The organism is Paraburkholderia sp. AV2 (assembly GCF_054968425.1).
Window position 1 is genome coordinate 160,860 of record NZ_JBANLK010000002.1, and the last position, 24,512, is coordinate 185,371.

The following is a 24,512-nucleotide window of genomic DNA, read 5'->3' on the forward strand; positions in this document are numbered from 1 at the left end:
ACGTCAGCGGGATGTCAGCCAGGCATCGTTAACCGGTTCGGAGAGGTTTTCATGAGTCAAACGGCTGTTGCTCCGGTGGTCGCACCCCGTGACCGGCGTTCGCTAAGACCCCTGCTGCGCGCCGCGTTCGCCAGCGCGGCGCCTTGGATCGTGCCGCTCGCGATTCTTGCCGCGTGGGAGCTGGCTGCGCGCAGCGGCGTGCTGTCCTCGCGTGTGCTGCCCGAGCCGCTCGCAGTGCTCAGGGCCGCCTGGGCACTGATCGAGTCCGGGGAGATGTGGCAGGACGTGCGCGTGAGCACCTGGCGCGCGCTGGCAGGCTTTGCGATCGGCGGGGGCTTCGGGCTCGTGCTCGGCCTCGCGACGGGGCTCTTCAAACCCGTCGAAACCGCGCTCGACTCGACCATCCAGATGATCCGCAATATCCCGGCGCTCGCGATGATTCCGCTCGTGATCCTGTGGTTCGGCATCGAGGAAGAGGCCAAGCTCTTTCTCGTCGCGCTGGGCGTGTTCTTTCCCATGTACGTGAACACCTTTCACGGCATCCGCTGCGTCGACGCCAACCTCGTGGAGATGGCGCGCAGCTATGGCCTCAAGGGATTCGCGCTCTATCGGCATGTGATCCTGCCGGGGGCGTTGCCATCGATACTCGTCGGCGTGCGCTTCGCGCTGGGGCTGATGTGGGTGACGCTGATCGTCGCCGAAACGATCTCCGCGCAGTCGGGCATCGGCTACATGACGATGAACGCGCGCGAATTCCTGCAAACCGATGTGGTGGTGGTCGGCATATTGCTCTACGCATTGCTCGGCAAGCTGGCGGACGTGCTGGCCAGGTCGCTCGAGCGTGCCGTGCTGCGCTGGCACCCCGCGTATCAAACCGGGAGCGGTACATGAGCGCGACGATTTTGGCGCCGGGCTATGCCGGCATTGCGGGCCGCGATCTGCAGGCCGAAATCGAGGCGCAGCGGCAGCGCGAGCACGGCGCGGTCGAGCCACCCCCTCGGGCGAAAGGCGACGCGTCGAGGTCGAGGCGGCAGGACGCAGAAGGCGCACCGGGGCTGTTGCGCGGTGGCGCGCCGGCCGCGGATCCGGCGGTGGAATTGCGCGCCGTGGGCAAGCGCTATGGGCAACGCGTGGTGCTCGACGGATTCGATCTGTCGATCGAGCGCGGCAGCTTTGTTTCGATCGTCGGCCGTAGCGGCTGCGGCAAGTCCACGCTGCTGCGCCTCATTGCGGGGCTCGAGACGCCGGATGCGGGGGAACTGCTCCGGCACGGCGAGGCGGGCGCACCGCCCGAGACGCGCATCATGTTCCAGGACGCGCGCCTTCTGCCCTGGAAGACGGTGCTGCAGAACGTGATGCTGGGTCTTGGCCGCGGCGCGCGCGAGGATGCGCGTGCCGTGCTCGACGAAGTGAGGCTCCTGGGGCGGGCGGACGACTGGCCCGCGCGCCTTTCCGGCGGCCAGCGCCAGCGCGTGGCACTCGCGCGCGCGCTCGTGCACCGGCCGAATCTTCTCCTGCTCGACGAACCGCTGGGTGCGCTCGACGCGCTGACGCGTATCGAAATGCACGCGCTGATCGAACGCCTGTGGCGCGAACACCGTTTCACGGCGCTGCTCGTCACGCACGACGTGCAGGAGGCGGTGGCGCTGGGCGAACGCGTCCTGCTCGTGGAGGCGGGGCATATTGCGCTCGACGAACCGGTGCCGCTGGGGCGTCCGCGCCAGCGCGCCAACGCGCGCTTTGCGGCGCTCGAAGCGCGCGTGCTCGATCGCGTGCTGAGCCGTACGCCCGAGAGCCTGTCTTCACGACGTGAAGGCTGCGCGGCATGCCAGGCGTCGTGAATTGCTGCTGACCTTTTGACCATTTCATTCGAATTTTCGAGGCTGATTTTATGGGTATTTCCGCTATCAACGTGCGCAACCAGTTTCGCGGCAAGGTCAAGGAGATCATCCGCGGGCCGGTGGTTTCCGAGGTCGACGTGGATACGCCGTTCGGCGTGGTGACGTCGGTGATCACGACGCGTTCGATCGACGAGCTCGACCTCAAGGTGGGATCGGAAGTGGTGGCGCTCGTGAAGTCGACGGAGGTATCGATCGCGAGGCTTTGACGCGCGCTGAAGTGCTACGATGGTCCGGTCTGCCACGACGGAGAAGCGATCATGGAGCCGAAGGGCCTCGACATGGGCGACTATCAGGAGCGCTACAAGGACTTCGACATCGAAGTGGCGGTCGAGCAGGTGCTAACGGGCGTAAAGGCCCATTTTCGCGTGCTGCGCGGTAATGCGGTGGTGAAGGACTGGCAACTGGTCCATATCGACCGGCTGTGGTCGACCGAGCATGCCGCTGCCGAGGCGGGCTTCGAGGCGGCGCGAGCGTGGGTGGATGGGCAGGGGTAGGGAAGCGGTGGTTGGCGCGCATTCCGGTGCTGCGTCATGCGCCACTGGCACGCGCGCGATCGCGCCAAAACAGCAATAACCAGGCTAGCAATAATCCGATCGCCACGCCCGAGAACTCGCACATTACGCGCAGCCCGATACTGTCCGGATCGTGTACGTCGGCTAGTGCCGCGCTCAGGAACACCGGCGACTGCAGGTCGGCGTAGTTGAAATAGAACAGATTCCACAAATCGCCGCTGGAACTGGGCAGCAGGGACAGCAGATAAGCCACTCCGAGCTCGCGGCCCTGGCTCCAGCGTTGTTTGCGGGTCAGCCAGCGCACCAGCAGCAGCATGAAGAATCCGATTGCAGCCGCAATCGCACCCGCCTGCAGACCCCCGACCATGCCGTAACCCATCCACGATTGGCTATAGAACATGCCAGTGCCTCCCGGTTATCAATAAAGGTAGATTAACTGCGGGTTCCGCTGGCGTATTTCTTTTTTTCATCCTTCGCTGGCCCGGTTATCTATCGCGACTCCCAACGGCATTGTGGGAAACGCGATGGGGTAGGTAATCCGACGAGAAAATTCCTCGTGCGGGCCGCAGAAGCGCTGCGGCGAGAGATGACGTTGCGCAGGCAACGGTCCGGATTTGCCTGCACAGCGCCTACGCGGACCCGCAAAGCAAAAAGCCCAACCGGTTAGGGCTGGGCTTTTTGATTGAATTCTTTGGGGTGGCTGATGGGACTCGAACCCACGACGACAGGAATCACAATCCTGGACTCTACCAACTGAGCTACAGCCACCACTGCACAACTTTGCTCGACCCATGCTGCAACAGACGCAGCCATCAATCGAGAAGCAAGATTATATACACACTCTATTGCGATTGCCTAGCCCTTCATTGAAATATTTCCGCAGACGTTTCCGCTCCGTCCTCGGAGAATGCGGCCGCCCGCAGAGGCTCGCGCGCCTCTTCGAAGATGGCGAGATCGGCTTTCGCAAGCTTGCGGTTGTCCGACAGCACGCGACGCCAGCCGCGCGCGCCGGCCACGCCGCGATAGAGTCCCAGCGCGTGGCGCGTGATCGCGCTCAGATGCGTGCCGCGCGCGATTTCCTGCGCACAGTACTCGATGAGCTTTGCCTCCACTGCCTCGCGCGTGGGCGCGCGCTCCTGCGAACCGTAGAAGCGCGCATCAACCTCGGCCAGCACGTAGGGGTTGTGGTAGGCCTCGCGGCCGAGCATCACGCCGTCCACGTGCTCGAGATGCGTCTCCACCTCGTCGAGCGTCTTGATGCCGCCGTTGATGATGATTTCGAGGTGCGGGAAGTCGCGCTTCAACTGATGCGCGTACTCGTACTTCAGCGGCGGAATCTCGCGGTTTTCCTTCGGGCTGAGCCCCTTGAGAATCGCGTTGCGCGCGTGGACGATAAACACCTCGCAGCCCGCGTCAGCGACGGTGCCAACGAAGTCGCGCACGAATGCATATTCCTCGACCGCATCCACGCCGATACGGTGCTTGACCGTCACCGGCACCGAAACGACGTCGCGCATGGCTTTCACGCAGTCGGCCACGAGTTGCGGTTCGTTCATGAGGCAGGCGCCGAACGCCCCGCGCTGCACGCGCTCGGACGGGCAGCCGCAGTTCAGGTTGATCTCGTCGTAGCCCCATTGTTCGCCGAGCTTCGCCGAACGCGCGAGGTCGTCGGGTTCGCTGCCGCCCAGTTGCAGCGCCACCGGTGCCTCGTGCGGCGTGAACGCCAGATGGCGCGGCACGTCGCCGTGGAGCAGGGCGCCCGTCGTCACCATCTCCGTATAGAGCCACGTGTGCCGGGAGATGAAGCGGTGCAGCGAGCGGCAGTGACGGTCAGTCCAGTCCATCATCGGCGCCACGGAGACGCGGCGGGGGCTGGAGACGGGATTGGCGGACATGAGAGAAGGCGCGAAAACGCAGCGTGCAAGGATCAACCTTGTATTTTAACCCAGATGCCATGTCGCGTTGCGCGCTGCGCAAACCCGATGTGAAGGTCTGCCAGCGTCTGTCAGCAAAAATCTGTCGGCAAAATCGCTTGACCCTATTTTCGACCGGACAAGCCCGCACCTGGCGTCTACGCACGCGCAGGCGCCGCCTCGTCTGGGCGATCCTCTGAAAAATCCGCGCGGGCGTGGTAGTTTCAGCGTCTGACCAACTCACGATGGAATACGCTTCGATGGACTACCGCACACTCGGCGACACGGACGTGAAGGTGAGCCTGATCGGTCTCGGCACGATGACCTGGGGCGAACAGAACACCGAGCGCGACGCGCACGAACAGATCGACTACGCACTCGATCAGGGCGTCACGCTGATCGATGCCGCGGAGATGTATCCCGTGCCGCCGCGGCCCGAGACCCAGGGCCTGACCGAGCGCTATATCGGTACGTGGCTCGCCCAGCATCGCAGCGCGCGCGATCGCATCGTGCTCGCCAGCAAGATTGCCGGGCCGGCGCGCCAGCCGCACAATCCGCGCCATATCCGCGGCGAGGGCAACCAGTTCGACCGCAAGAATCTCACCGAGGCGCTGGAAGGCAGCCTCAAGCGCCTGCAGACCGATTACGTCGATCTCTATCAACTGCACTGGCCCGACCGCAGCACGATGACGTTCGGCCGCAACGTGTATCCGTGGGTCGACGACGCCTATACGGTGCCCATCGAGGAGACCTTGTCCGTGCTGGCCGAGTTCGTGAAGGCAGGCAAGGTGCGTCACATCGGCGTGTCGAACGAGACGCCGTGGGGCGTCGCGCAATTCCTGCGCGCGTCCGAAAAGCTGGGCCTGCCGCGCATCGTCAGCATCCAGAATCCCTATAGCCTCGTGAACCGCACCTTCGAAAGCGGGCTTTCCGAGTTCACGCATCGCGCGGGCATCGGTCTGCTCGCGTATTCGCCGATGGCGTTCGGCTGGCTCTCCGGCAAGTACGAGGGCGGCGCGCGCCCCGAAGGCGCGCGCATCACGAAGTTCGAGCGCTTCCAGCGCTACAGCAAGCCGCAAGCCGTCGCGGCCACGTCCCGTTACGTCGCGCTCGCGAAGGAGCACGGCTTCACGCCCGCACAGTTCGCGCTCGCCTTCGTCAACAGCCGGCCGTTCGTCACGAGCAATCTGATCGGCGCGACGTCAATGACGCAGTTGAAGGAGAACATCGCCAGCGTCGACGTGAAGCTCTCGCCCGAGGTGCTCGCGCAGATCGACGCGCTCCACGAACAGCAGCCCAACCCCGCACCCTGACCGCCGCCCGGAAGCCGTGAAGCGTCGCGCGCCCGGCAGGTCCGGGTAGTTGCGCGACCCGCGCCACGCGCCGCCGCCCGCGAGGTGCGTGTATCCTTGCGCTCGCCGCGCCGGCGGCGGCGTAGTGCCGACAGCGTTCGACATGCCGCGAAAGCCGTTTGGCGATTCGCGCGCCATACACTACGATCCAGCTTGCGCTGTCGGGGCCGTATCGCACGATACGGCCCCGACTGCTTCCCCCTTTTCCCGGAGAACGTTCACGATGACGAGCGCCCGCGACGCGCAACCGACGCCCTCGTATGGCTGGCCCATTTTTTTTCTGCTGGCGGTGGCCGGTCTTTTCTACGTGAAGTGGTTCCCGTATTACCACCGTGCCTTTACGGCCGAGGCAACGCATTCGATCGGCAAATCCATTCTGATGGGGGCCGACGCCAGCGCGCCGGCGCCGTCGGTGTCCGCCGCGCTCGATTATGCGTGGGCTTATGGCAAGGCGATCTGGCAGGCGATGGTTCTCGGCCTGCTGCTGGGGTCGGCGGTTCAGGCGCTGCTGCCGGTCCAGTGGGTCGCGCGCGTGCTCGGGCGCCACGGCTTCGGCAGCGTCGCGGCGGGTGGTCTTCTCGCCGTGCCGGGCATGATGTGCACCTGTTGCGCGGCGCCCGTGGTGGCCGGGCTGCGCGCGCGCAATGCCTCGGCGGGCGGGGCGATTGCGTTCTGGCTCGGCAATTCCGTGCTCAATCCCGCTACGCTCGTCTTCATGGGCTTCGTGCTCGGCTGGCAGTGGAGCGCGCTGCGTCTGGTCCTGGGCGTGCTGATGGTCTTCGGCCTCGGCTGGCTCGCGAACCGGCTCGTCACACCGCAGGAGGCGCACGCCGCCGACGACCGCCTCGCCCAGCTCGCGCAGCAGCAGGCGGACGGCGGCAGCATGTTCGTGCGCTGGCTGACACTCTTCGTGCGCATGGCCGTGCGCCTCATTCCCGAGTACGTCGTGCTCGTGCTGCTGCTCGGCGCGGCGCGCGCGTGGCTGTTTCCGCATATCGGGCCCGAAGTGACGAGCAGTCTCGGCTGGATCGTCGCGTTCGCGGTGGCGGGCATGCTGTTCGTGATCCCGACGGCCGGCGAGGTGCCGATCATCCAGGCGATGCTCGCGCTCGGCATGGGCGTTGGCCCGGCCGGCGCGCTTCTCATGACGCTGCCGCCCGTGAGCGTGCCGTCGTTCGCGATGCTGACGGGCTCGTTCCGTGCGCGCACGCTGGCCTTGGTGGCTGCGGTGGTCGTGTTGTTCGGTGTGGTTTCGGGTCTTGCCGTAGTGGCATTCGGCTTCTAGCGGCGTGTGGCGGGGCGGGGGTGGCGCGTCCGCACGGCGCTTTGGTGCGGCCCTCGTTCGCGATGCTACGATGGAGTGCGAAGGGAATCAGGCATTGATGTCATGCATAAGCGGGGCGGGCGGCAAGCCATGGGCAAGCCGTTCGACGGTTTTGCGTGGGACAGGAGAAAGGGGCTTCAGCCCGGGAATGAGCATGGCACAGCAGAAAACGAATCCGAAACTCGAACAGGCGCTCACACGCGGCGACCTCGCCATTCGCCAGGCCAATTCGGCACGCGCGACGGCCGTGCTGCGCGCGCTCGGAAAAATGGTCGTGGAGGCCTCGGCGACGATAGGCGTCGAGGCGCACGTCGCGATTCCCGACGGCGACCGTATCTACGATCCCGCCGACGGTGTATGGCCGCAGCAGTTGCTGGTCTCGCTCGACGGTCCGGTGGAGGACTCCGACCCCGAGGAGATCCGCATCGTGCGGCTACTCGCGCAAACGCCGGCAACCACCTTCCGCATTGAATGGCATCGCGCCGACGGCAAGCTCGGCCGCGAGGAAGGCGGCCCGTTCGCGACGGTGGCCTTTATTTCGGACGTCGATATTCCCTGGGGCGACGACGAGGATTGATCCGTCGTCACGCCTTGTCGGCGCGAGGCGGCGCATATCGCGGCCGCGCGCGCTTTCAGCGCATCATCCGCCTGCGGAACAGCACGGTCGCGATTGCGAACGGCACCAGCACGTACACGGCCAGCACGAACACATGCGTTGCCGCGTTCTCAACGGGGCGCCCCAGCATGGCTGGACGGATCAGTTCGACGGCATGCGCGAGCGGCAGCATCAGCGTGATGTGTTGCGCGGCCGACGGCAGCTGCGTGATCGGAAAGAACACGCCCGAAAGCAGCAGCATGGGCGTGAGCACGAGCGTCTGGTAGAACATGAAGAAGTCGTACGACGGCGCAAGCGCTGTCACGATCATCGCGCAGCTCGCGAATGCGAGCCCGGCGAGTGCGATCACGGGTAGCGCAAGCAGCATCGACGGAAAGCTCGCGTAGCCGAGCACGCCCGCCACGAGCATGATGGCGGCGCCCGACAGCATCGACTTGCTCGCGGCCCAGACGATCTCGCCCAGCACGATGTCGCCGAGCGAGAGCGGCGTGTGCATGATGGCTTCCCACGTACGCTGCACGTGCATGCGCGAGAAGCCCGAGTACATCGACTCGAAGCTTGCCGACATCATCACCGACGACGACACCGTGCCCGCCGCGAGGAAGGCGATATAGGAGACGCCGTCCACGTGGCCGACCATCAGGCCTAGCCCGAAGCCGAGACCGAACAGATAGATCATCGGGTCGGCGAGATTGCCGAACATCGAGGCGAGCGCGAGCTTGCGCCACACGAGATAGTTGCGGCGCCAGACGGCGACCCAGTGCGTCGTGCTGGAGGGCAGCGCGGCGCGCGGCTCGCGTTGCGGGTGGCTGGCGGGGTGCGCTGGCGCGCGGTCTTCGGTGCGTGCTTGCATAGGGGGGAGGGATGAGGCCTCGCGGGTGTCGTCGTGCCGGTTCATGCGCGTTCTGTCCTGCCAGTCTTGATCCTGCCGGGTTTAATCCTGCTGGGTTTAATCCTGCATCTCGCGGCCCGTGAGCCGCAGGAACACGTCTTCCAGATTCGCGGGCCGGTGCAGATAGCGCAGGTCGGCGCGCTGGCGCAGATGCTGGTGCACGGGCTGCGGATCGTCGACATAGCAGAAGAGCGTTTCGCCGCTGATTTCCGTGCGTATCGCGAAGGGCGCCAGTTCATCGCGCAGCGCGACTGGGTCGGGGCCGTACACTTCGATCACGTCGTAACCAATCTCGGATTCGATCAGCGCGTTCGGCGCACCCTCCGCGATCTTGCGGCCTTCCTCGATCACGCATACGCGTTTGCAAAGTCGTTCGGCCTCCTCCATGAAATGCGTGGTGAGCAGGATGGTCTTGCCGCGCGCAAGCAGCGAGCGCAGCCGCTCCCAGATGAGGTGGCGCGCCTGCGGATCGAGCCCGGTGGTCGGTTCGTCGAGCACCAGCACATCGGGGTCGTTGACGAGCGCGCGCGCAAGCGTGAGGCGCCGGCGCATGCCGCCCGAGAGCTCGCTCACGCGTGCATCGGCCTTGCTCTCGAGCCGCGCGAATTCGAGCAAAGGCGCGACGAGCGCACGCGCCTCGCTGGCGGACAGGCCGAAATAGCGGCCGAATACGAGCAGGTTCTCGCGGACCGTGAAGTCCGGATCGAGATTGTCGAACTGCGGCACGACGCCTACGCGCGCGCGGGCATGGCGCGCCCGCGCGGGCACCGGCTCGCCGCAAAGGCTGATGCGGCCCGCATCGGGTGCGACGATGCCAAGCAGCATGCGCAGCGTCGTGGTCTTGCCCGCGCCGTTGGGTCCGAGAAGCCCGAAGCATTCGCCGGGCCGGACCTCGAAGGACAGGCCATTGACGACCGCCCTGTCTCCATAGTGTTTGATGACCTGCTCGAATTCGATGGCGGGTGCGGACATAGGCCGTAATGAACGATGAGTTCGACGGAAGCGGTGCACGCGCGATGCACCATGAGGGGGCCTATTCTAGAGCAATCCTGTGCCTCCGGCCGACGGCAAAACCTGCCACGACAAGCTTTGACGCAGCAACGACGTAAGTCCGCCCCGCAGGATTCCGGATCGGGCGCAACACGGCCGGACCTGGCGTTTTCCAGCCCTTGCATGTGGAATTGCGGCGCACCATCATGAAATTGCACAGCCTGCGATTCGCGTGGGCGGGGGAGAAACATCATGGCGAGCTACAAAAAGATTCTGCTTTGTTACGACGGCTCGCGCGAAGGCCGCAAGGCACTGCGCTGCGGCGCGGATCTTGCGCTGGACCTGCGGGCGGAAACGCATCTGCTTTCGGTGGTCGACATGCGTTCGACGATCGCGCAGAGCGCCGGCCTCCTGACCGACGTGGCCTGCGGCCGCTTCGAAGAGACGGCGCGCGAGATTCTTCAGGAGGGTGTGGAGTGGCTGACCGAGCGCGGCGTGCATGCGCAGGGTCACTTCGCCTTCGGCCATCCTATCGACGAGATCGCGAATCTGGCCAACGAACTGCACGTCGATCTGGTGGTGGTGGGGCACCGCTGCCGCACCGGTCTCTCGCGCTGGTGGATGGGGGCGGGCAATACGCTGCTGCTCGACCGCGTGTCGTGCAGCATCCTCGTAGCGTGTTCTTCGGCTGCGGAGCAAAAGCAGCAGGCGCAGGAGGCGGCTTGAGTGCCGCCTGAGTGCCGCCAATAGCGGTGCGATTCGCCGCTATTGGTCGCTGTTCGTATCGGCCGGGTCGTTCAATTCGACCGCCGCGAGCTTCCACGAAAACAGGCCATGGCGTTGCAGGACGGCGGCGTAACGCTCGCCGCTCGCGCTGCGCTGCCAGGTCACGACGAATTCATCGAGGCTGCGGTAGCCGGCCGTGGTCTGAGGCCGTGGCGCCGGCTGCGCGTTTTCAGCCGGGGCGGCCGGAGGCGTCGGGGCGGGCGGATTGGCGGGCGCAGGAGCCGGTGCCGCAGCGGGATTGCCTGCCTGGGGCGGCTGCTCGCCCGGCTTTCCGGTGGGCGGCATGCCATTGAGCAGCGCGGCGACGCCGTCCGGTGTCGCATACGCGTCCACGAGCGGGCCGATGAGGGCCGCGCCAATCACGGCGCCGAACAGCAGCAACGGGTTACTGCTGTGCTGCGCCGCGATGCGCCGCTGAAGCAGTTTGCCAACCTGCTGCTTCAAACTCGCGCGCAAAGCCGGGTAGTCGACATATTCGCTGAGCGTGGCCGCATCGCGCGCATCGGCGGCGGCCTTCAGCCGATCCAGCGCGACATAGGGCGACGCATAGCCGTAGCCCAGCGCGGCGACGAGCGCCAGCGCGACGAGCACGACGGCGACGGGTTTGATCCAGCGTTTGTTCGAAGCGGATTCGGTCATCATTCAGGTCGGGAGTGATGGGACACGTCCTGTTGACCGCGCCGGCGCCGAAACGATCCCGAAGCTTCTTGCCGGACCTTCCCCCACCGCCTTCACGCGCCCTGTGTTACCGGGCGAGCGCCGCCGGGTCGGCCTGTTCGGCGATGCAGCGGTCGATCATGCGGCACACCGCATCCATGGTTCCCACCATGATCAGCCGCGAGGGGCCGTGATAGACGCGCACCGGCGCGCGGCGATCCGGCTCGGCGTGATTCAGGCCGCTGTTGAGCGAAACGCGCGCGAATGCGGGCTGTGCGGATGGCAACGATGGAAGGTCGACCGGAGTCGCGGCCGCACCGGCGGCGGACTCATAATCCGCTGCCTCGAAGAGCGAACCGGACAAGGCGGCGGCCGTTGCGCGCGCATTGCGCGCGGCGCAGTCGGCGAGGCCGCGCAGATGGCGCAGGCGGCCAAATTGACGAAAGGGCAGCAGACGGGCAAGACGTTCCATAACTCCCTCCAGACAGTGTTCGGATTATCAGAATTCGGTGGGGCGGATCAGCCCGACTGCGATGCCTTCCAGCGCAAATTCGGCGCTGCTGGCCTCGACGAAGATGTTCTCGTAGTCGGGGTTTTCGGCAATCAGTTCGAGGCCGTTCGGCCGGCGCTTCAGGCGTTTGACGGTGACGTCGTCGCCAAGGCGCGCCACGATGATCTGGCCGTCTTTCGCTTCGCTTTTCTTTTGCACCGCGAGCAGGTCGCCGTCGAGGATGCCGGCGTCGCGCATCGACAGGCCGCGCACCTTCAGGAGGTAGTCGGGCTTGCTCGAGAAGAGCGCGGGGTCGCACGCGTAGTGCTGCGAGATGTGCTCCTGCGCGAGGATCGGGCTGCCGGCTGCCACGCGGCCGACGAGCGGCAGCGAAAGCTGCATGATGCTGGCGTGCGGCAGCGTGAACTGGTGCGGGAGGTCGTCCGGACCCGGCATGAGACGGATACCGCGCGACGCGCCGGCGGCCAGTTCGATCACGCCCTTGCGCGCCAGCGCGCGCAGATGCTCCTCGGCGGAGTTCGCGGAGCTGAAGCCGAGTTCGGCCGCGATTTCGGCGCGGGTGGGCGGGAAGCCCGTGCGCTCGATCGCGCGCCGGATCAGATCGAAAACCTGCTGCTGTCGTGCGGTGAGTTTGGTCATGGCGCCACTGTATGGATAGACAGGTGACTGTATTTTTATACAGTATTCGACGCTTTTCAAGTGTTACTTGAAGTTCTTCGTTCGGCCGGCGCCGGAACGTGCAAATCCCGCATCTGCCAGGACGACAGCAGCGTTATGAGGTCCGGTCAGCTTTCCTTAGCACAATTGGATATGAAAGAATAAGAAAACATCATTTTTACTCATTTAAGCAAATTGTTAGACTCCGCTGCATCGTTAGCTGCAATCACGCACGACAACACGGAGAAAGCGGATGCGTAGTGGGAATACGGGGAACGCGGGAAAAAATGGCTGGTTCAGGACGCTGGCTGCAAGACTCCTGATCGGTGCGGTGCCGCTGGTCGGCATGGCTATGCTGATGCCGGTTGCCCACGCGGAGACTTCGCTCCTGAACGTTTCCTACGACCCGACACGCGAGCTCTACCAGGACATCAATAGCGCCTTCATCAAGGAATGGAAGGCGAAGACCGGCGAGACGGTCACGATCAGGCAGTCGCACGGCGGCTCCGGCGCGCAGGCGCGCTCGGTGCTCGACGGGCTGCAGGCCGACGTCGTCACGCTCGCGCTCGCTTACGACATCGACGCCCTTGCGAAGAAGGGCCTCGTCGCCGCCGACTGGCAAAAGCGCCTGCCCGACAACGCCTCGCCGTATACCTCCACCATCGTGTTCCTCGTGCGCAAGGGCAATCCCAGGCACATCAAGGACTGGGGCGACCTCGTGAAGCCGGGTGTTTCGATTGTTACGCCGAATCCGAAGACTTCGGGCGGCGCGCGATGGAACTATCTCGCCGCCTGGGCGTATGCGCTGCACCAGCCGGGCGGCAATGAGGCGACGGCGAAGGCGTTCGTCACGAAGCTCTACAAGAATGCGGGCGTGCTCGACTCGGGCGCGCGCGGCGCGACGACGAGCTTCGTGCAGCGCGGCATTGGCGATGTGCTGATTGCATGGGAGAACGAAGCGTTTCTTTCGCTCAAGGAGTTCGGGCCCGACAAGTTCGAGATCGTGGTGCCGTCGGCAAGCATTCTGGCCGAGCCGCCCGTTGCCGTGGTCGACAAGGTGGTGGACAAGCACGGCACGCGCAAGGTGGCCGAGGCCTATCTGCAGTTCCTCTATTCGGAGGAGGGCCAGGAAATTGCGGCGAAGAACTTCTACCGCCCGCGTTCGGACAAGGTGCCGGCGAATCTCACGGCGAAGTTTCCGAAGCTGAAGCTGTACACGGTCGAAGACACCTTCGGCGGCTGGGCGAATGCGCAGAAGACCCATTTCGCGGACGGCGGCGTGTTCGATTCGATCTACGCGCCGCAGTGATGTGGCCGTGATGCAAACGCCGCGGCCGCATTTTGCGGTCATCGACGAGCACGCCTCGAAGGCGCGCTTTTTGGCGCATGGCGCCGCAGCAATCTGAAAGAGCCACGAGCATGACGACGTTTCGATTACGCAAGCCGAGTGCGCTGCCGGGATTCGGCCTTACGCTCGGCATTACGGTGGCTTACCTGAGTCTCGTGGTGCTGATCCCGCTTGCGTCCACTTTCCTCAAGACCGCGACGCTCGACTGGGGGCAGTTCGTGCGCGCCGTGGCGTCGCCGCGCGTGATCGCGTCGTACCGGCTCACGTTCCTCTCGGCGCTGGGTGGGGCGCTCATCAACGCGGTGTTCGGTTTTTTGCTCGCGTGGGTGCTCGTGCGCTATCCATTTCCGTTCAAGCGCATCGTCGATGCGCTCGTCGATCTGCCGTTTGCACTGCCCACCTCCGTGGCGGGCATTTCGCTCGCGGCCGTCTATGCGGGCAATGGCTGGATCGGGCAATTTCTCGAGCCGCTCGGCCTCAAGGTCGCGTTCACGCCGCTCGGCGTGCTCGTGGCGTTGACGTTCATCGGCCTGCCGTTCGTCGTGCGCACCGTGCAGCCCGTGCTGGAGGATTTCGAGCGCGAACAGGAAGAGGCCGCCGCCTGCCTCGGTGCCTCGCGTTGGCTCACGTTTCGCCGCGTCGTGCTGCCCGCCGCGCTTCCCGCGCTGCTGACGGGATTCGCGCTGGCGTTCGCGCGTGCGCTGGGCGAGTACGGCTCGGTCATCTTCATCGCCGGCAACGTGCCGATGAAGTCCGAAATCACATCGCTTCTGATCATCACGAAGCTCGAACAGTACGACTATGCAGGCGCTACTGCGCTCGCCGTCGTGATGCTGTGCGTCTCGTTCGTCATGCTGCTTTTCGTCAATACGCTGCAGTGGTATCTGCAGCGGTGCACGAGCCGCGGTGTGTCGGCGGGCCCAGGGACTGGTGAGCTCGCGCGCGTCGTCGTCACAGGAGGTGCGCAATGAGCACGCCCGTACCCTCAACGCGTGCGCAGCGCCGGCCCGATCCGGTGACGGAGGCGCCCTGGGTGCGCTGGCTCCTCACCGGTATCGCGCTCGCCTTTCTCACGCTCTTTCTCGTGGTGCCGCTCGTTGCGGTGTTCAGTCAGGCCTTGTCGAAGGGCATTGGTTTCTACTTCGAATCGCTTGCCGATCCAGACGCGGTCTCGGCGATCAAGCTTACGCTCCTTACCGCCGCGATTGCCGTGCCGCTGAATCTCGCGTTCGGCCTCGCGGCCTCGTGGGCGATCGCAAAGTTCGAATTTCGCGGCAAGGCGCTCCTCACGACGCTGATCGATCTGCCGTTCTCGGTTTCGCCTGTGATCTCGGGCCTCATTTACGTACTGCTGTTCGGCGCGCAGGGCTGGCTCGGCCCCTGGCTCGAAGACCATGACGTGCAGATCATCTTCGCTGTGCCAGGCATCGTGCTCGCGACGATCTTCGTGACGTTCCCGTTCGTTGCGCGCGAACTGATCCCGCTGATGCAGGCGCAGGGCAACGACGAGGAGGAGGCCGCGCGCGTGCTCGGCGCTTCGGGCTGGCAGATGTTCCGGCGCGTGACGCTGCCCAACATCCGCTGGGGCCTGCTGTACGGCGTGATCCTCTGCAATGCGCGCGCGATGGGCGAGTTCGGCGCGGTGTCGGTGGTCTCGGGGCACATCCGCGGGCAGACCGACACGATGCCGCTGCACGTCGAGATCCTCTACAACGAATACAACTTCGCCGCGGCGTTCGCGGTGGCGTCGCTGCTTGCGCTGCTCGCGCTGGTGACGCTGGGCCTGAAGTTGCTCGCGGAGCGTCATCTTTCTGCCGAACTCAGGGACGAGAGCGCGGTGCCGGCGCAGGCGGCCGTCCTGGCCGGCGGCGTCCCTCTACAACCCGGCACGCAGGACGCCGTACGCGCCGGCGTTGCCCGGCACGCGTTTGAACACGGAGATCTGTAAAACATGGGTATCACCGTTCGTAATCTGCAAAAGCACTTCGGCGATTTCGCCGCGCTCGACGACGTCTCGCTCGACTTTCCTCCGGGCGAGCTCGTTGCGCTGCTCGGGCCGTCCGGCTGCGGCAAGACCACGTTGTTGCGCGTGATCGCCGGCCTCGAATATGCCGATGCGGGGCAGGTCGTGCTGCAAGGGCAGGACGTGGGCGCGGTGGGCGCGCGCGAGCGCCAGGTGGGCTTCGTGTTCCAGCACTACGCGCTGTTCAGGCACATGACGGTATTCGAGAACGTGGCGTTCGGGCTGCGTGTGAAGCCGCGCGGCGAGCGTCCTGCCGAAGCCGCGATTCGCCAGAAGGTGCATGAGTTGCTGAGCCTCGTGCAACTCGACTGGCTCGCGCAGCGCTATCCCTCCGAGCTTTCGGGTGGCCAGCGTCAACGCATCGCGCTTGCGCGGGCGCTTGCCGTCGAGCCGAAAGTGCTGCTGCTCGACGAGCCGTTTGGCGCACTCGACGCCAAGGTCCGCAAGGAGCTGCGCGGCTGGCTGCGGCGCCTGCACGACGACCTGCACATCTCCACGATCTTCGTCACGCACGACCAGGAAGAGGCGCTCGAAGTGGCCGACCGCATCGTCGTGCTCAATCGCGGCCGCGTCGAACAGGTGGGCAGCCCGCAGGACGTCTACGATCGCCCGCAGACGGCGTTCGTCTACGAGTTCCTCGGCGCGGCGAACCGGCTTTCGGGTTATGTCGACGCGCGGGGGTTCGTGGCCGACGGCGCGGCGCAGCCGATCGCCGTGCAGGCCAGTTTCGAGGGCCGCGCGCTTGCCTACGTGCGGCCGCACGATCTCGCGCTGTATCCGCGGCAGGCGGATCATCACGAGGGCATCGTCGTCGATGTGCGCCGCGTGGTGCCGGTGGGCGGCTCGGTGCGCGTGGAACTCGAAAGCGGCGCGGGCAGTGCGCTCGAAGCCGAGCTCGACCGCGAGGCATGGCGCATGCTTTCCCTTTCGGTGGGCGACAACGTTACCGCGGTGCCGCGCGGGCTGCGCGTGTTCGCGGCGCAGGCGGCGTGATACTTACATCAAATCAACCTGATTACTTCGGTGTTTCCGGAGACGAGAGATGAATTTTCAGCAGTTGCGATTCGTGCGCGAAGCGGTGCGCCAGAACATGAACCTGACCGAAGTGGCGAACGTGCTGTACACGTCGCAGTCGGGTGTGTCGAAGCAGATCAAGGACCTCGAGGACGAACTCGGCGTCGATATTTTCATCCGCCGCGGCAAGCGCTTGACGGGCCTGACCGAGCCGGGCAAGGCCGTGCATCAGCTCATCGAGCGCATGCTGCTCGATGCCGAGAACCTGCGCCGCGTCGCGCGCCAGTTCGCCGACCAGGACAGCGGTCACCTCGTCGTCGCGACGACCCACACGCAGGCGCGCTACGCACTGCCAAAGGTCGTGCATCAGTTCCGCGAGGTGTTTCCGAAAGTGCATCTCGCGCTGCGCCAGGGCAATCCGCAGCAGATCGCGCAGTCGATCATCAACGGCGAGGCCGACATCGGCATCTCGACCGAAGCGCTCGACCGCTACCCGGATATCGTGACGTTCCCGTGCTATTCGTGGCATCACGTGGTCGTCGTGCCGAAGGACCATCCGCTCGTGGGGCGCGAGAACCTGACGCTGGAAGAGATCGCCGAGTATCCGATCATCACCTACGACCAGGACTTCACGGGCCGCTCGCATATCGACCAGGCGTTCGCGAAAGTGGGCGCCGTGCCCGACGTTGTGCTCACCGCCATCGACGCGGACGTCATCAAGACCTATGTCGAGCTGGGTATGGGGGTGGGCGTGGTGGCGGCGATGGCCTACGACCCGAAGCGCGATACGGAACTCGTCGCGCTCGATACGCAAAACCTCTTCGAGGCCAGCACGACGCGCGTGGGTCTGCGCAAAGGCGCGTTCCTGCGTCAATACGCGTACCGGCTGATCGAGATGTTCGCGCCGCATCTCAACGAGCAGCAGATCGCGGCCCAGTTGCGCGAGGTGGGTTGACGCCGGTTGCACGGCCGGTGGGCGTTGGCCTTCCGGCCAGGTGGCGCGCGGCGGCGGATCGCTTAAAATCGCCGCCATGAATACTCCACTGACCCCATCCTCTTCCCCGGCGGCGGCCTCGAAGCCGCTGCCGCGCATTGCCGTCCTTGCCACCGGCGGCACCATCGCGGGCGCCGCGCCCGATGCGGCCAACACCTCCGGCTATCAGGCCGGCGTGATCGGCGTCGCGCAACTGCTGGCCGCCGTGCCGGGTCTCGATGCCGTCGCGCAGATCGCGGCTGAGCAGGTCGCGAGCATCGACAGCAAGGACATGCCGCTCGCGCTCTGGACCACGCTCGCCCAGCGCGTGAACAGGCTGCTCGCGGCCAACGACGTCGATGGCGTCGTCATCACGCACGGCACCGATACGCTCGAAGAAACGGCTTACCTGCTGCATCTCGCCGTGAAGAGCACGAAGCCCGTCGTGCTGACGGCGGCCATGCGTCCAGCTTCGGCGCTTTCGGCCGACGGCCCGCTCAACCTGCTCAACGCGGTCACGCTCGCGGCAAGCGGCGCAGCGGCGGGGCAGGGCGTGCTCGTCGCGTTCAACAACCGCATTCATTGCGCGCGCGACGTCGTCAAGATCAGCACCTATGCAGTTGATGCGTTCCAGTCGCCCGAGATCGGCGCGCTGGGCTGGGTGCAGGACGGGCGCGTGGAGTTCCAGCGCGGCGCGCTGCGTCCGCACACCGTCGCTACGCCATTTTCGGCCGTCGAGGCGTGGCCGCACGTCGAGGTCGTGACGAGCTATGCGGGCGTTTCGCGCATTGCGGTCGATGCGCTCGTGGCGGCGGGTGTGCGCGGCATCGTCGTGGCCGGCACGGGTAATGGCTCGATTCACGTTACGCTGCAACAGGCACTGTCGGAGGCCGCCGCGAAAGGCGTGGCCGTCGCGCGCGCCTCGCGCGTGGGCTCGGGCCACGTGATGCATAACGGCGCCGCGAGCGACGACGCGCTCGGCTTCGTTTCGGCGGGCTCGCTCAATCCCTACAAGGCGCGCGTGCTGCTCGCGCTTGCGCTCGCCCAAGGCGCGGTCGACCGGGGAGCATTGCAGCGGGTCTTCGATACCTACTAAGACCAGCGAAGACGGGCATTGACCGCGAACGCGGTGCGCGGAAATGCAAAGCGCCACGCAGAGAGCGTGGCGCTTCAGCTTCGACGCGCGGTTATCCCACGCTTTATCGGGCGGCTTATTGCTGTGCCGGAATCACCAGCACCTGGCCCGGATAGATCTTGTCCGGGCTCTTGAGCATCGGCGTGTTCGCCTGGAAGATCACGTCGTTCTTCGCGCCATTGCCGTAATACTTCTCGGCGATCTTCCACAGGTTGTCGCCAGCGACAACCGTGTGATGTTCCGCGGCCGGCGCCGGGTTCGTCACCGTCATCTGGTCGTCCACCTTGTCCACGTTCTGCACGTTGCCCGCGGCCACGAGAATCTTTTCCTTCGTCGCCTGGTCGGCGGCGTTGCCCGTTACCGTGACGGCGTGCGTCGCGCCGTCGTAGGTCACGCCGAGGTTGTCGGCGGCGAGGCCCTGCGAGCGGATATAGGCGGCGACGGCGTCGCCCGCCTTCTGGTTCAGCTCGGCGAGATTAGCCGCGGGTGCGGCTTCGGGTTGCGCAGCGGCGGCTTCCGGCGTGGCGGCCCCAAAGAGCTTTTCGCCGGCTTCCTTGATGAAGTTGATGATGCCCATCGATCACACTCCTTACGTGCTGGGTTGACTGGTCGATCGCGCGTCGCGATCACCTTGCGCCGGCCGAATGACAGGCCGATGAAAGGCGCGATCATAGGGCGAGGGGGCGGACGCGGTCTATCAGGGGAGCGTCAAGGAGTGTGAAGCGCCACAGAGCTGTGGCGGCACGGAATCGTGCCGGATGAAACGCGATGGCTATTGCGGTTGAGGACAATCCGACAGGCGGACACCCGATGACGACGTCTGACCGACCAAGGCTTCCCCGCCGTCACCGGGCGCCGCTGCGGACCCCACTGGCCGCCCTCAGCCCAGAGCGGCCCCGATTTGCCCCGCGACGGTTGCCGCCGCCGCGGAGCGCCCCACGATCGGCCGTCGCGACTCGCGCGCCGGCCCCAATCAAACTGCCTGCTTCAGGCAGCCTTCCCGACGAGTCCTCTCAGGCAGCCTTCGCCTTGGAGCCTTCGCCTTCGGCGATCTCGAAGTTCGCCATGATTTCCAGCGCGCGAATCATCGCCGAGTGGTCCCACGCCTTGCCGCCGTTCGCCGCGCACACGCTGAAGAGTTGCTGCGCGCTCGCCGTGTGCGGCAGCGCGATGCCCAGCTTGCGCGCGCCGTCGAGGGCGAGGTTCAGATCCTTCTGGTGCAGCTCGATGCGAAAGCCCGGATTGAACGTGCGCTTCGTCATGCGCTCGCCATGCACTTCGAGAATGCGCGACGAAGCGAAGCCGCCCATCAGCGCACGGCGCACGCGCTCCGGATCGGCGCCCGAGCGTGCCGCGAAGAGCAGGGCTTCTGCCACAGCCTCGATGTTCAGCGCGACAATGATCTGGTTCGCGACCTTGGTGGTCTGACCCGCACCGTTGTCGCCGACGAGCGAGATGTTCTTGCCCATCAACTGGAACAGCGGCAGCGCGAGGTCGAACGACTTTTGCGGGCCGCCGACCATGATCGAGAGCGTCGCTTCGCGTGCGCCGACTTCGCCGCCAGAGACCGGCGCGTCGAGGTAGTCGCAGCCGAGCGCGTTGATCTGCTTCGCGAACTGTTGCGTTTCCAGCGGCGAGATCGAGCTCATGTCGATCACGAGCTTGCCGGCGGTGAGGCCCTTGGCCACGCCGTCGTCGGCGAAGAGGACGTTCGCGACGTCAGGCGTGTCGGGCACCATCAGGATGACGATGTCGGCGGCCTGGGCCACGGCGGTCGAGTCGGCGACGACGGTGGTCTGCGTGCGCAGGTCGTCCGGCACCGGATATTTGCCGTTCACGGCGAGCGTGTGACCAGCCTTCAAAAGGTTGCGCGCCATGTGCGCGCCCATGATGCCGAGGCCGATAAAACCAATCTTTGCCATCTTGGGTTTCTCCGTTAAATCTATTCAGTTCGTTACCGCTTCGTGGTGCGCCGCGGGTGCGTTTGCGCTGTGCTCAAGCGTGCGCGGCCGAGCGCTGCCGGGCGCTGCGCAGCCAGCCGAGGCCTTCCACGGTCGTCGTGCGCGGCTTGTACTCGCAGCCGATGTAGCCTGCGTAGCCGAGGGTATCGAGCAGGTCGAACAGGAACGGGTAGTGAATTTCGCCCGTGCCCGGCTCGTTGCGGCCCGGGTTGTCGGCAAGCTGGATGTGGGCGATCTTCGCGAAATGCTTCCTGATCGTCGCCGCGAGTTCGCCTTCCATGCGCTGCATGTGATAGATGTCGTACTGCAGGAAGACGTTGTCCGAGCCGGTCTTCCCGATTACGTCGAGCGCCTCGGCCGAACGGTTCAGCGCGAAGCCCGGAATGTCGTATGAGTTGCACGGCTCGACGAGCAGGCGAATGCCTTCGCGCTTGAGCGCGGCGGCAGCGAACGCGAGGTTCTCCACGATCGTCGCGAGCGCCGTATCGCGCGAAACGCCCGCCGTCGGAATGCCGACGAGGCAGTTCAGTTGCGGCACCTTCAGCGCCTTCGCGTATTCGATCGCGCGGCCCACGCCTTCCTGGAACTCGCCCTTACGGTCGGGCAGGCAGGCAATGCCGCGCTCGCCCGCTTCCCAGTTGCCGGCCGGCAGGTTGTGCAGCACGAGCTTGAGCTTGTTCGCTTCGAGGCGCTCGGCCAGTTCGTTGGCCTGGTACGGATACGGGAACAAGAATTCCACGGCGTCGAAGCCCGCGCTCGCGGCCGCGGCGAAGCGGTCGAAGAACGGAACTTCGTTGAACAGCATGGTCAGGTTGGCTGCGAATTTCGGCATGATGCTTGGGTCTCGCTGGTCGGTCAGTAAAGAAGTCGGGGCAGGCCGCGCGCCAGTTCGGCACGCGCGGCCTGCGCGGGTGAAGCTCAGTCGAGTGCGTTCAGGGCGCTGATGGCCGTCGGCGCGTGCTCCGGCTTGTCGGCCAGATCTTCGAACTCGTTGACCGCGTCGATTTCGGCGCCCATCGAAATGTTGGTCACGCGCTCGAGGATCACCTCGACCACCACCGGCACGCTGTGCTCGGCGGCCAGGGCTTGTGCCTGCTTCAGCGCCGGCTCGATCTCTTCCGGCTTGAACACGCGCAGCGCCTTGCAGCCGAGGCCTTCGGCCACCGTCACGTGATCCACGCCGTAGCCGTTCACTTCCGGCGCGTTGATGTTCTCGAACGCGAGCTGCACGCAGAAGTCCATGTCGAACGCGCGCTGCGCCTGGCGGATCAGACCCAGATACGAGTTGTTCACGACCACGTGGACATACGGCAGCTTGAACTGCGCGCCCACGGCCAGTTCTTCGACCATGAACTGGAAATCGTAGTCGCCCGAGAGCGCAACGATCGGACGGGCCGGATCGGCGGCACGCACGCCGAGCGCAGCCGGAATCGTCCAGCCGAGCGGGCCTGCCTGGCCGCAGTTGATCCAGTTGCGCGCCTTGTAGACGTGCAGGAACTGGGCGCCCGCGATCTGCGAGAGGCCGATCGTGCTCACGTAGCAGGTATCGCGGCCGAATACCTTGTTCATCTCTTCGTAGACGCGCTGCGGCTTGATCGGCGCGTTGTCGAAGTGCGTCTTGCGCAGCATCGTGCGCTTGCGCTCCTGGCACTCGGCCACCCACGCCTTGCGGTCCTTCAGCTTGCCCGCGGCCTTCCATTCCTGCGCGACTTCGTTGAAGAGCTCCAGCGCGGCCTTGGCGTCGGACACGATGCCGAGGTCCGGGCCGAACACGCGGCCGATCTGCGTGGGCTCGATGTCGACGTGCACGAACTTGCGGCCCTTCGTGTAGACCTCGACGCTGCCCGTGTGGCGATTCGCCCAGCGGTTGCCGATGCCGAGCACGAAGTCCGAGGCGAGCATCGTCGCGTTGCCGTAGCGGTGCGACGTTTGCAGGCCGACCATGCCGGCCATCAGCGGATGATCGTCGGGAATGGCGCCCCACGACATGAGCGTCGGGATCACCGGCACGCCCACCGTTTCGGCGAACTTGACGAGCAGATCTTCGGCTGCCGCGTTCAGCACGCCGCCGCCCGAGACGATCAGCGGCTTCTCGCTGGCGTTGAGCAGCGTGAGCGCCGCTTCGATCTGCTTGCGCGTTGCCTTCGGCTTGTAGACCGGCAGCGGCTCGTAAGTGTCGATGTCGAATTCGATTTCGGCGAGCTGCACGTCGATCGGCAGGTCGACCAGCACCGGACCCGGACGGCCCGAGCGCATCAGGTGGAACGCCTGCTGGAACACGCGCGGCACGAGCGCCGGCTCGCGCACGGTCACGGCCCACTTGGTGACGGGCTTGGCGATCGACTCGATATCGACGGCCTGGAAGTCTTCCTTGTAGAGACGGGCGCGCGGCGCCTGACCCGTGATCGCGAGGATCGGAATCGAGTCGGCGGAAGCCGAGTAGAGGCCCGTGATCATGTCGGTGCCCGCGGGGCCCGATGTGCCGATGCACACGCCGATGTTGCCCGGCTCGGCCCGCGTGTAGCCTTCTGCCATGTGCGAGGCGCCCTCGACGTGGCGCGCCAGCACGTGCGTGATGCCGCCGGCCTTCTTCATCGCCGAATAGAACGGGTTGATGGCGGCGCCTGGCACGCCGAAAGCGGTGTCGATCCCTTCTTTTTCGAGCACCAGCACGGCTGCGTCGACGGCTCTCATCTTGGCCATGAATGTCTCCTGAATGTCGCAAATTGCACAAGTAACCAGGTGGTTGAGGCGACTGTAGAGCCGCCGGAAAGGTTTGATAAGATCCGTCTGGGTCGCTTATTTCGAAACTAAAAGTATTGAATGCTGTCGCGACGGCCCTTGGCGGCCCCCAGGCGGTATTGCGCGGCATTCAGGAGACACAAAATGGACCGCTTCAAGCAGATCGAAACCTTCGTGCGCGTTGCCGAGGCGGGCAGCCTTGCGGCGGCGGCCCTGGAGGAGGGCGTTTCGCCCGTGGTCCTCGGGCGGCGCATCGACGCGCTGGAAAAGCGCCTGGGCGTAAAGCTGATGTACCGTTCCACGCGGCGGCTCGTGGTGAGCGAGGAAGGCGGCGCCTTTCTCGAGCGTTGCCGGGGCCTGCTTGCCGAGTGGGAGCAGGCGGAGAACGAGCTTTCCGCCGGACGGCGTGTCGTGAACGGCCATTTGATCGTTTCGGCGCCGGCGGCTTTCGGGCGCAAGCACGTTGCGCCGCTCGCGCCGCCGTTTCTCGCCGACAAACCCGAACTCCAGGTCTCCTTCAACCTGACCGACCGCGTGGTCGATCTCGTGCGCGAGGGTTACGATCTGTCGATCCGCATCGGCGGCGCGGTCGACCCGAACTTCGTCGCGGTGAAGCTTGCTTCGAACCGGCGCGTGGTGTGCGGTACGCCCGAGTACTTCCGCAAGCACGGCAGGCCGAAGACGCTGGAAGATCTGCCGAATCACAACTGCCTCGCGTTCAACCTGCAGGGCGGCCAGAACCGCGGCTGGTACTTCCGGCGCAATGGAAAGCTCGTGACGGTGCGCGTGGGCGGCACGCTCGACTGCAACGACGGCGAACTGCTGCATCGCTGGGCGACCGAGAGCCTGGGGCTCGGCTGGCGGTCCACCTGGGAGATCGACGCCCAGTTGGCGCGCGGCGAACTCGAAACGGTGCTCGACGAGTATGCGTTGCCCGACTACGACATCCTCGCCGTGTATCCGCAACAGCGTTACGTGCCGGCCAGGGTGCGCTATTTCATCGACTACCTGAAAGAAGTCTATGCGCGGCCGGGGTACTGGAGCGGCGAGGCGGGCTGACTGGCATGGACCGATGCGGGGCCGGATGCGTTCCAGGGCCTGCGGGCCGCGCAAGTCATTGAAAATACGCCCGAATCAGCGTGCTGGATCACGATTTCAGTTGCGCGTGCGTGTCACTCGCGCTACAATCTTCGGCTTCTCACTTG

General features: G+C 65.4%; 26 protein-coding genes and 1 tRNA gene. 15 read left to right on the top strand and 12 right to left on the bottom strand.

Annotation, left to right across the window (positions count from 1 at the left end; all coding sequences use genetic code 11):
* The first annotated feature begins 51 nt into the window (after positions 1-51).
* From ssuC to V8683_RS02500, 4 genes are read left to right on the top strand one after another with little or no spacing between them, the layout of a single operon-like run.
* Positions 52-891 (top strand): aliphatic sulfonate ABC transporter permease SsuC, encoded by an 840-nt coding sequence (gene ssuC / locus V8683_RS02485; protein WP_411189254.1) that lies wholly within the window; start codon positions 52-54, stop codon positions 889-891.
* A complete protein-coding gene (locus V8683_RS02490; RefSeq protein ID WP_411189255.1) occupies positions 888-1,841 on the top strand; it encodes an ATP-binding cassette domain-containing protein in 954 nt (317 codons plus the stop codon). Before ssuC ends, V8683_RS02490 begins: the two co-directional genes overlap by 4 nt.
* Before the next feature lie 50 nt (positions 1,842-1,891).
* The gene (locus tag V8683_RS02495) at positions 1,892-2,107 is read left to right on the top strand and encodes a TOBE domain-containing protein (protein ID WP_027797203.1); all 216 of its coding nucleotides are present in this window, start codon (positions 1,892-1,894) and stop codon (positions 2,105-2,107) included.
* Positions 2,108-2,158: 51 nt separating this feature from the next.
* Positions 2,159-2,395, top strand: a complete 237-nt coding sequence (locus V8683_RS02500) for a hypothetical protein (protein WP_411189256.1) — start codon at positions 2,159-2,161, stop codon at positions 2,393-2,395.
* 34 nt (positions 2,396-2,429) lie between these two features.
* Here the strand turns inward: V8683_RS02500 and V8683_RS02505 are convergent, their stop codons facing one another.
* The 3 genes from V8683_RS02505 to dusA all read right to left on the bottom strand — a co-directional run bounded on the left by V8683_RS02505 (position 2,430) and on the right by dusA (position 4,308).
* A complete protein-coding gene (locus V8683_RS02505) occupies positions 2,430-2,813 on the bottom strand; it encodes a hypothetical protein (RefSeq protein WP_411189257.1) in 384 nt (127 codons plus the stop codon).
* Between the two features lie 292 nt (positions 2,814-3,105).
* Positions 3,106-3,181 (bottom strand) — tRNA-His (locus tag V8683_RS02510).
* A 95-nt stretch (positions 3,182-3,276) separates the two neighbouring features.
* Complete coding sequence (gene dusA, locus V8683_RS02515) at positions 3,277-4,308, bottom strand: tRNA dihydrouridine(20/20a) synthase DusA (RefSeq protein ID WP_411189258.1); 1,032 nt, start codon at positions 4,306-4,308, stop codon at positions 3,277-3,279.
* Between the two features lie 278 nt (positions 4,309-4,586).
* On the opposite strand from dusA, the gene V8683_RS02520 reads away from it, so the two are divergent.
* From V8683_RS02520 to V8683_RS02530, 3 genes are all read left to right on the top strand, one after another.
* Positions 4,587-5,639, top strand: a complete 1,053-nt coding sequence (locus V8683_RS02520; protein WP_411189259.1) for an NADP(H)-dependent aldo-keto reductase — start codon at positions 4,587-4,589, stop codon at positions 5,637-5,639.
* A gap of 262 nt (positions 5,640-5,901) precedes the next feature.
* Positions 5,902-6,963, top strand: a complete 1,062-nt coding sequence (locus tag V8683_RS02525; protein ID WP_411189260.1) for a permease — start codon at positions 5,902-5,904, stop codon at positions 6,961-6,963.
* Positions 6,964-7,156: 193 nt separating this feature from the next.
* Positions 7,157-7,579: a hypothetical protein gene (locus V8683_RS02530; RefSeq protein WP_411189261.1), complete on the top strand. Its 423-nt coding sequence runs from the start codon at positions 7,157-7,159 to the stop codon at positions 7,577-7,579.
* Between the two features lie 55 nt (positions 7,580-7,634).
* On the opposite strand, the gene V8683_RS02535 is transcribed toward V8683_RS02530, so the two are convergent.
* Complete coding sequence (locus V8683_RS02535) at positions 7,635-8,471, bottom strand: ABC transporter permease (RefSeq protein ID WP_411190524.1); 837 nt, start codon at positions 8,469-8,471, stop codon at positions 7,635-7,637.
* Positions 8,472-8,567: 96 nt separating this feature from the next.
* The gene (nodI, locus tag V8683_RS02540; protein ID WP_411189262.1) at positions 8,568-9,482 is read right to left on the bottom strand and encodes a nodulation factor ABC transporter ATP-binding protein NodI; all 915 of its coding nucleotides are present in this window, start codon (positions 9,480-9,482) and stop codon (positions 8,568-8,570) included.
* A 270-nt stretch (positions 9,483-9,752) separates the two neighbouring features.
* Between nodI and V8683_RS02545 the strand changes: the two genes are divergently transcribed.
* Positions 9,753-10,226, top strand: a complete 474-nt coding sequence (locus tag V8683_RS02545) for a universal stress protein (protein ID WP_411189263.1) — start codon at positions 9,753-9,755, stop codon at positions 10,224-10,226.
* A 39-nt stretch (positions 10,227-10,265) separates the two neighbouring features.
* Here the strand turns inward: V8683_RS02545 and V8683_RS02550 are convergent, their stop codons facing one another.
* The 3 genes from V8683_RS02550 to lexA form a co-directional block, all read right to left on the bottom strand.
* On the bottom strand, positions 10,266-10,925 hold the full coding sequence (locus tag V8683_RS02550) for a DUF2939 domain-containing protein (protein ID WP_411190525.1): 660 nt from the start codon (positions 10,923-10,925) through the stop codon (positions 10,266-10,268).
* Between the two features lie 106 nt (positions 10,926-11,031).
* Entirely contained in the window at positions 11,032-11,415 is a 384-nt protein-coding gene (locus tag V8683_RS02555) for a hypothetical protein (protein ID WP_411189264.1), read from the bottom strand.
* A gap of 27 nt (positions 11,416-11,442) precedes the next feature.
* Positions 11,443-12,093, bottom strand: coding sequence for a transcriptional repressor LexA (lexA, locus tag V8683_RS02560; protein ID WP_411189265.1), 651 nt, complete (start codon positions 12,091-12,093; stop codon positions 11,443-11,445).
* 271 nt (positions 12,094-12,364) lie between these two features.
* Between lexA and V8683_RS02565 the strand changes: the two genes are divergently transcribed.
* The 6 genes from V8683_RS02565 (at position 12,365) to V8683_RS02590 (ending at position 18,565) form a co-directional block, all read left to right on the top strand.
* Positions 12,365-13,420 (top strand): sulfate ABC transporter substrate-binding protein, encoded by a 1,056-nt coding sequence (locus V8683_RS02565; protein ID WP_411189266.1) that lies wholly within the window; start codon positions 12,365-12,367, stop codon positions 13,418-13,420.
* Positions 13,421-13,530: 110 nt separating this feature from the next.
* On the top strand, positions 13,531-14,430 hold the full coding sequence (gene cysT, locus V8683_RS02570) for a sulfate ABC transporter permease subunit CysT (protein WP_411189267.1): 900 nt from the start codon (positions 13,531-13,533) through the stop codon (positions 14,428-14,430).
* Positions 14,427-15,407, top strand: coding sequence for a sulfate ABC transporter permease subunit CysW (cysW, locus tag V8683_RS02575; protein WP_411189268.1), 981 nt, complete (start codon positions 14,427-14,429; stop codon positions 15,405-15,407). The genes cysT and cysW overlap by 4 nt, the downstream gene beginning before the upstream one ends.
* A 3-nt stretch (positions 15,408-15,410) precedes the next feature.
* The gene (locus tag V8683_RS02580; protein ID WP_411189269.1) at positions 15,411-16,475 is read left to right on the top strand and encodes a sulfate/molybdate ABC transporter ATP-binding protein; all 1,065 of its coding nucleotides are present in this window, start codon (positions 15,411-15,413) and stop codon (positions 16,473-16,475) included.
* Positions 16,476-16,524: 49 nt separating this feature from the next.
* On the top strand, positions 16,525-17,451 hold the full coding sequence (locus V8683_RS02585; protein ID WP_411189270.1) for a CysB family HTH-type transcriptional regulator: 927 nt from the start codon (positions 16,525-16,527) through the stop codon (positions 17,449-17,451).
* A gap of 76 nt (positions 17,452-17,527) precedes the next feature.
* Complete coding sequence (locus tag V8683_RS02590; protein ID WP_411189271.1) at positions 17,528-18,565, top strand: asparaginase; 1,038 nt, start codon at positions 17,528-17,530, stop codon at positions 18,563-18,565.
* Between the two features lie 115 nt (positions 18,566-18,680).
* Here the strand turns inward: V8683_RS02590 and lysM are convergent, their stop codons facing one another.
* From lysM to gcl, 4 genes are all read right to left on the bottom strand, one after another.
* Positions 18,681-19,181: a peptidoglycan-binding protein LysM gene (gene lysM / locus V8683_RS02595; protein WP_411189272.1), complete on the bottom strand. Its 501-nt coding sequence runs from the start codon at positions 19,179-19,181 to the stop codon at positions 18,681-18,683.
* A gap of 436 nt (positions 19,182-19,617) precedes the next feature.
* The gene (locus V8683_RS02600) at positions 19,618-20,526 is read right to left on the bottom strand and encodes a 2-hydroxy-3-oxopropionate reductase (protein WP_411189273.1); all 909 of its coding nucleotides are present in this window, start codon (positions 20,524-20,526) and stop codon (positions 19,618-19,620) included.
* 73 nt (positions 20,527-20,599) lie between these two features.
* Positions 20,600-21,397, bottom strand: coding sequence for a hydroxypyruvate isomerase (gene hyi, locus V8683_RS02605; RefSeq protein WP_411189274.1), 798 nt, complete (start codon positions 21,395-21,397; stop codon positions 20,600-20,602).
* 86 nt (positions 21,398-21,483) lie between these two features.
* Complete coding sequence (gene gcl / locus V8683_RS02610) at positions 21,484-23,268, bottom strand: glyoxylate carboligase (protein ID WP_411189275.1); 1,785 nt, start codon at positions 23,266-23,268, stop codon at positions 21,484-21,486.
* Positions 23,269-23,451: 183 nt separating this feature from the next.
* Here gcl and V8683_RS02615 point away from each other — a divergent pair, with 183 nt between their 5' ends.
* The gene (locus V8683_RS02615) at positions 23,452-24,366 is read left to right on the top strand and encodes a substrate binding domain-containing protein (RefSeq protein WP_411189276.1); all 915 of its coding nucleotides are present in this window, start codon (positions 23,452-23,454) and stop codon (positions 24,364-24,366) included.
* Positions 24,367-24,512: the final 146 nt, after the last annotated feature.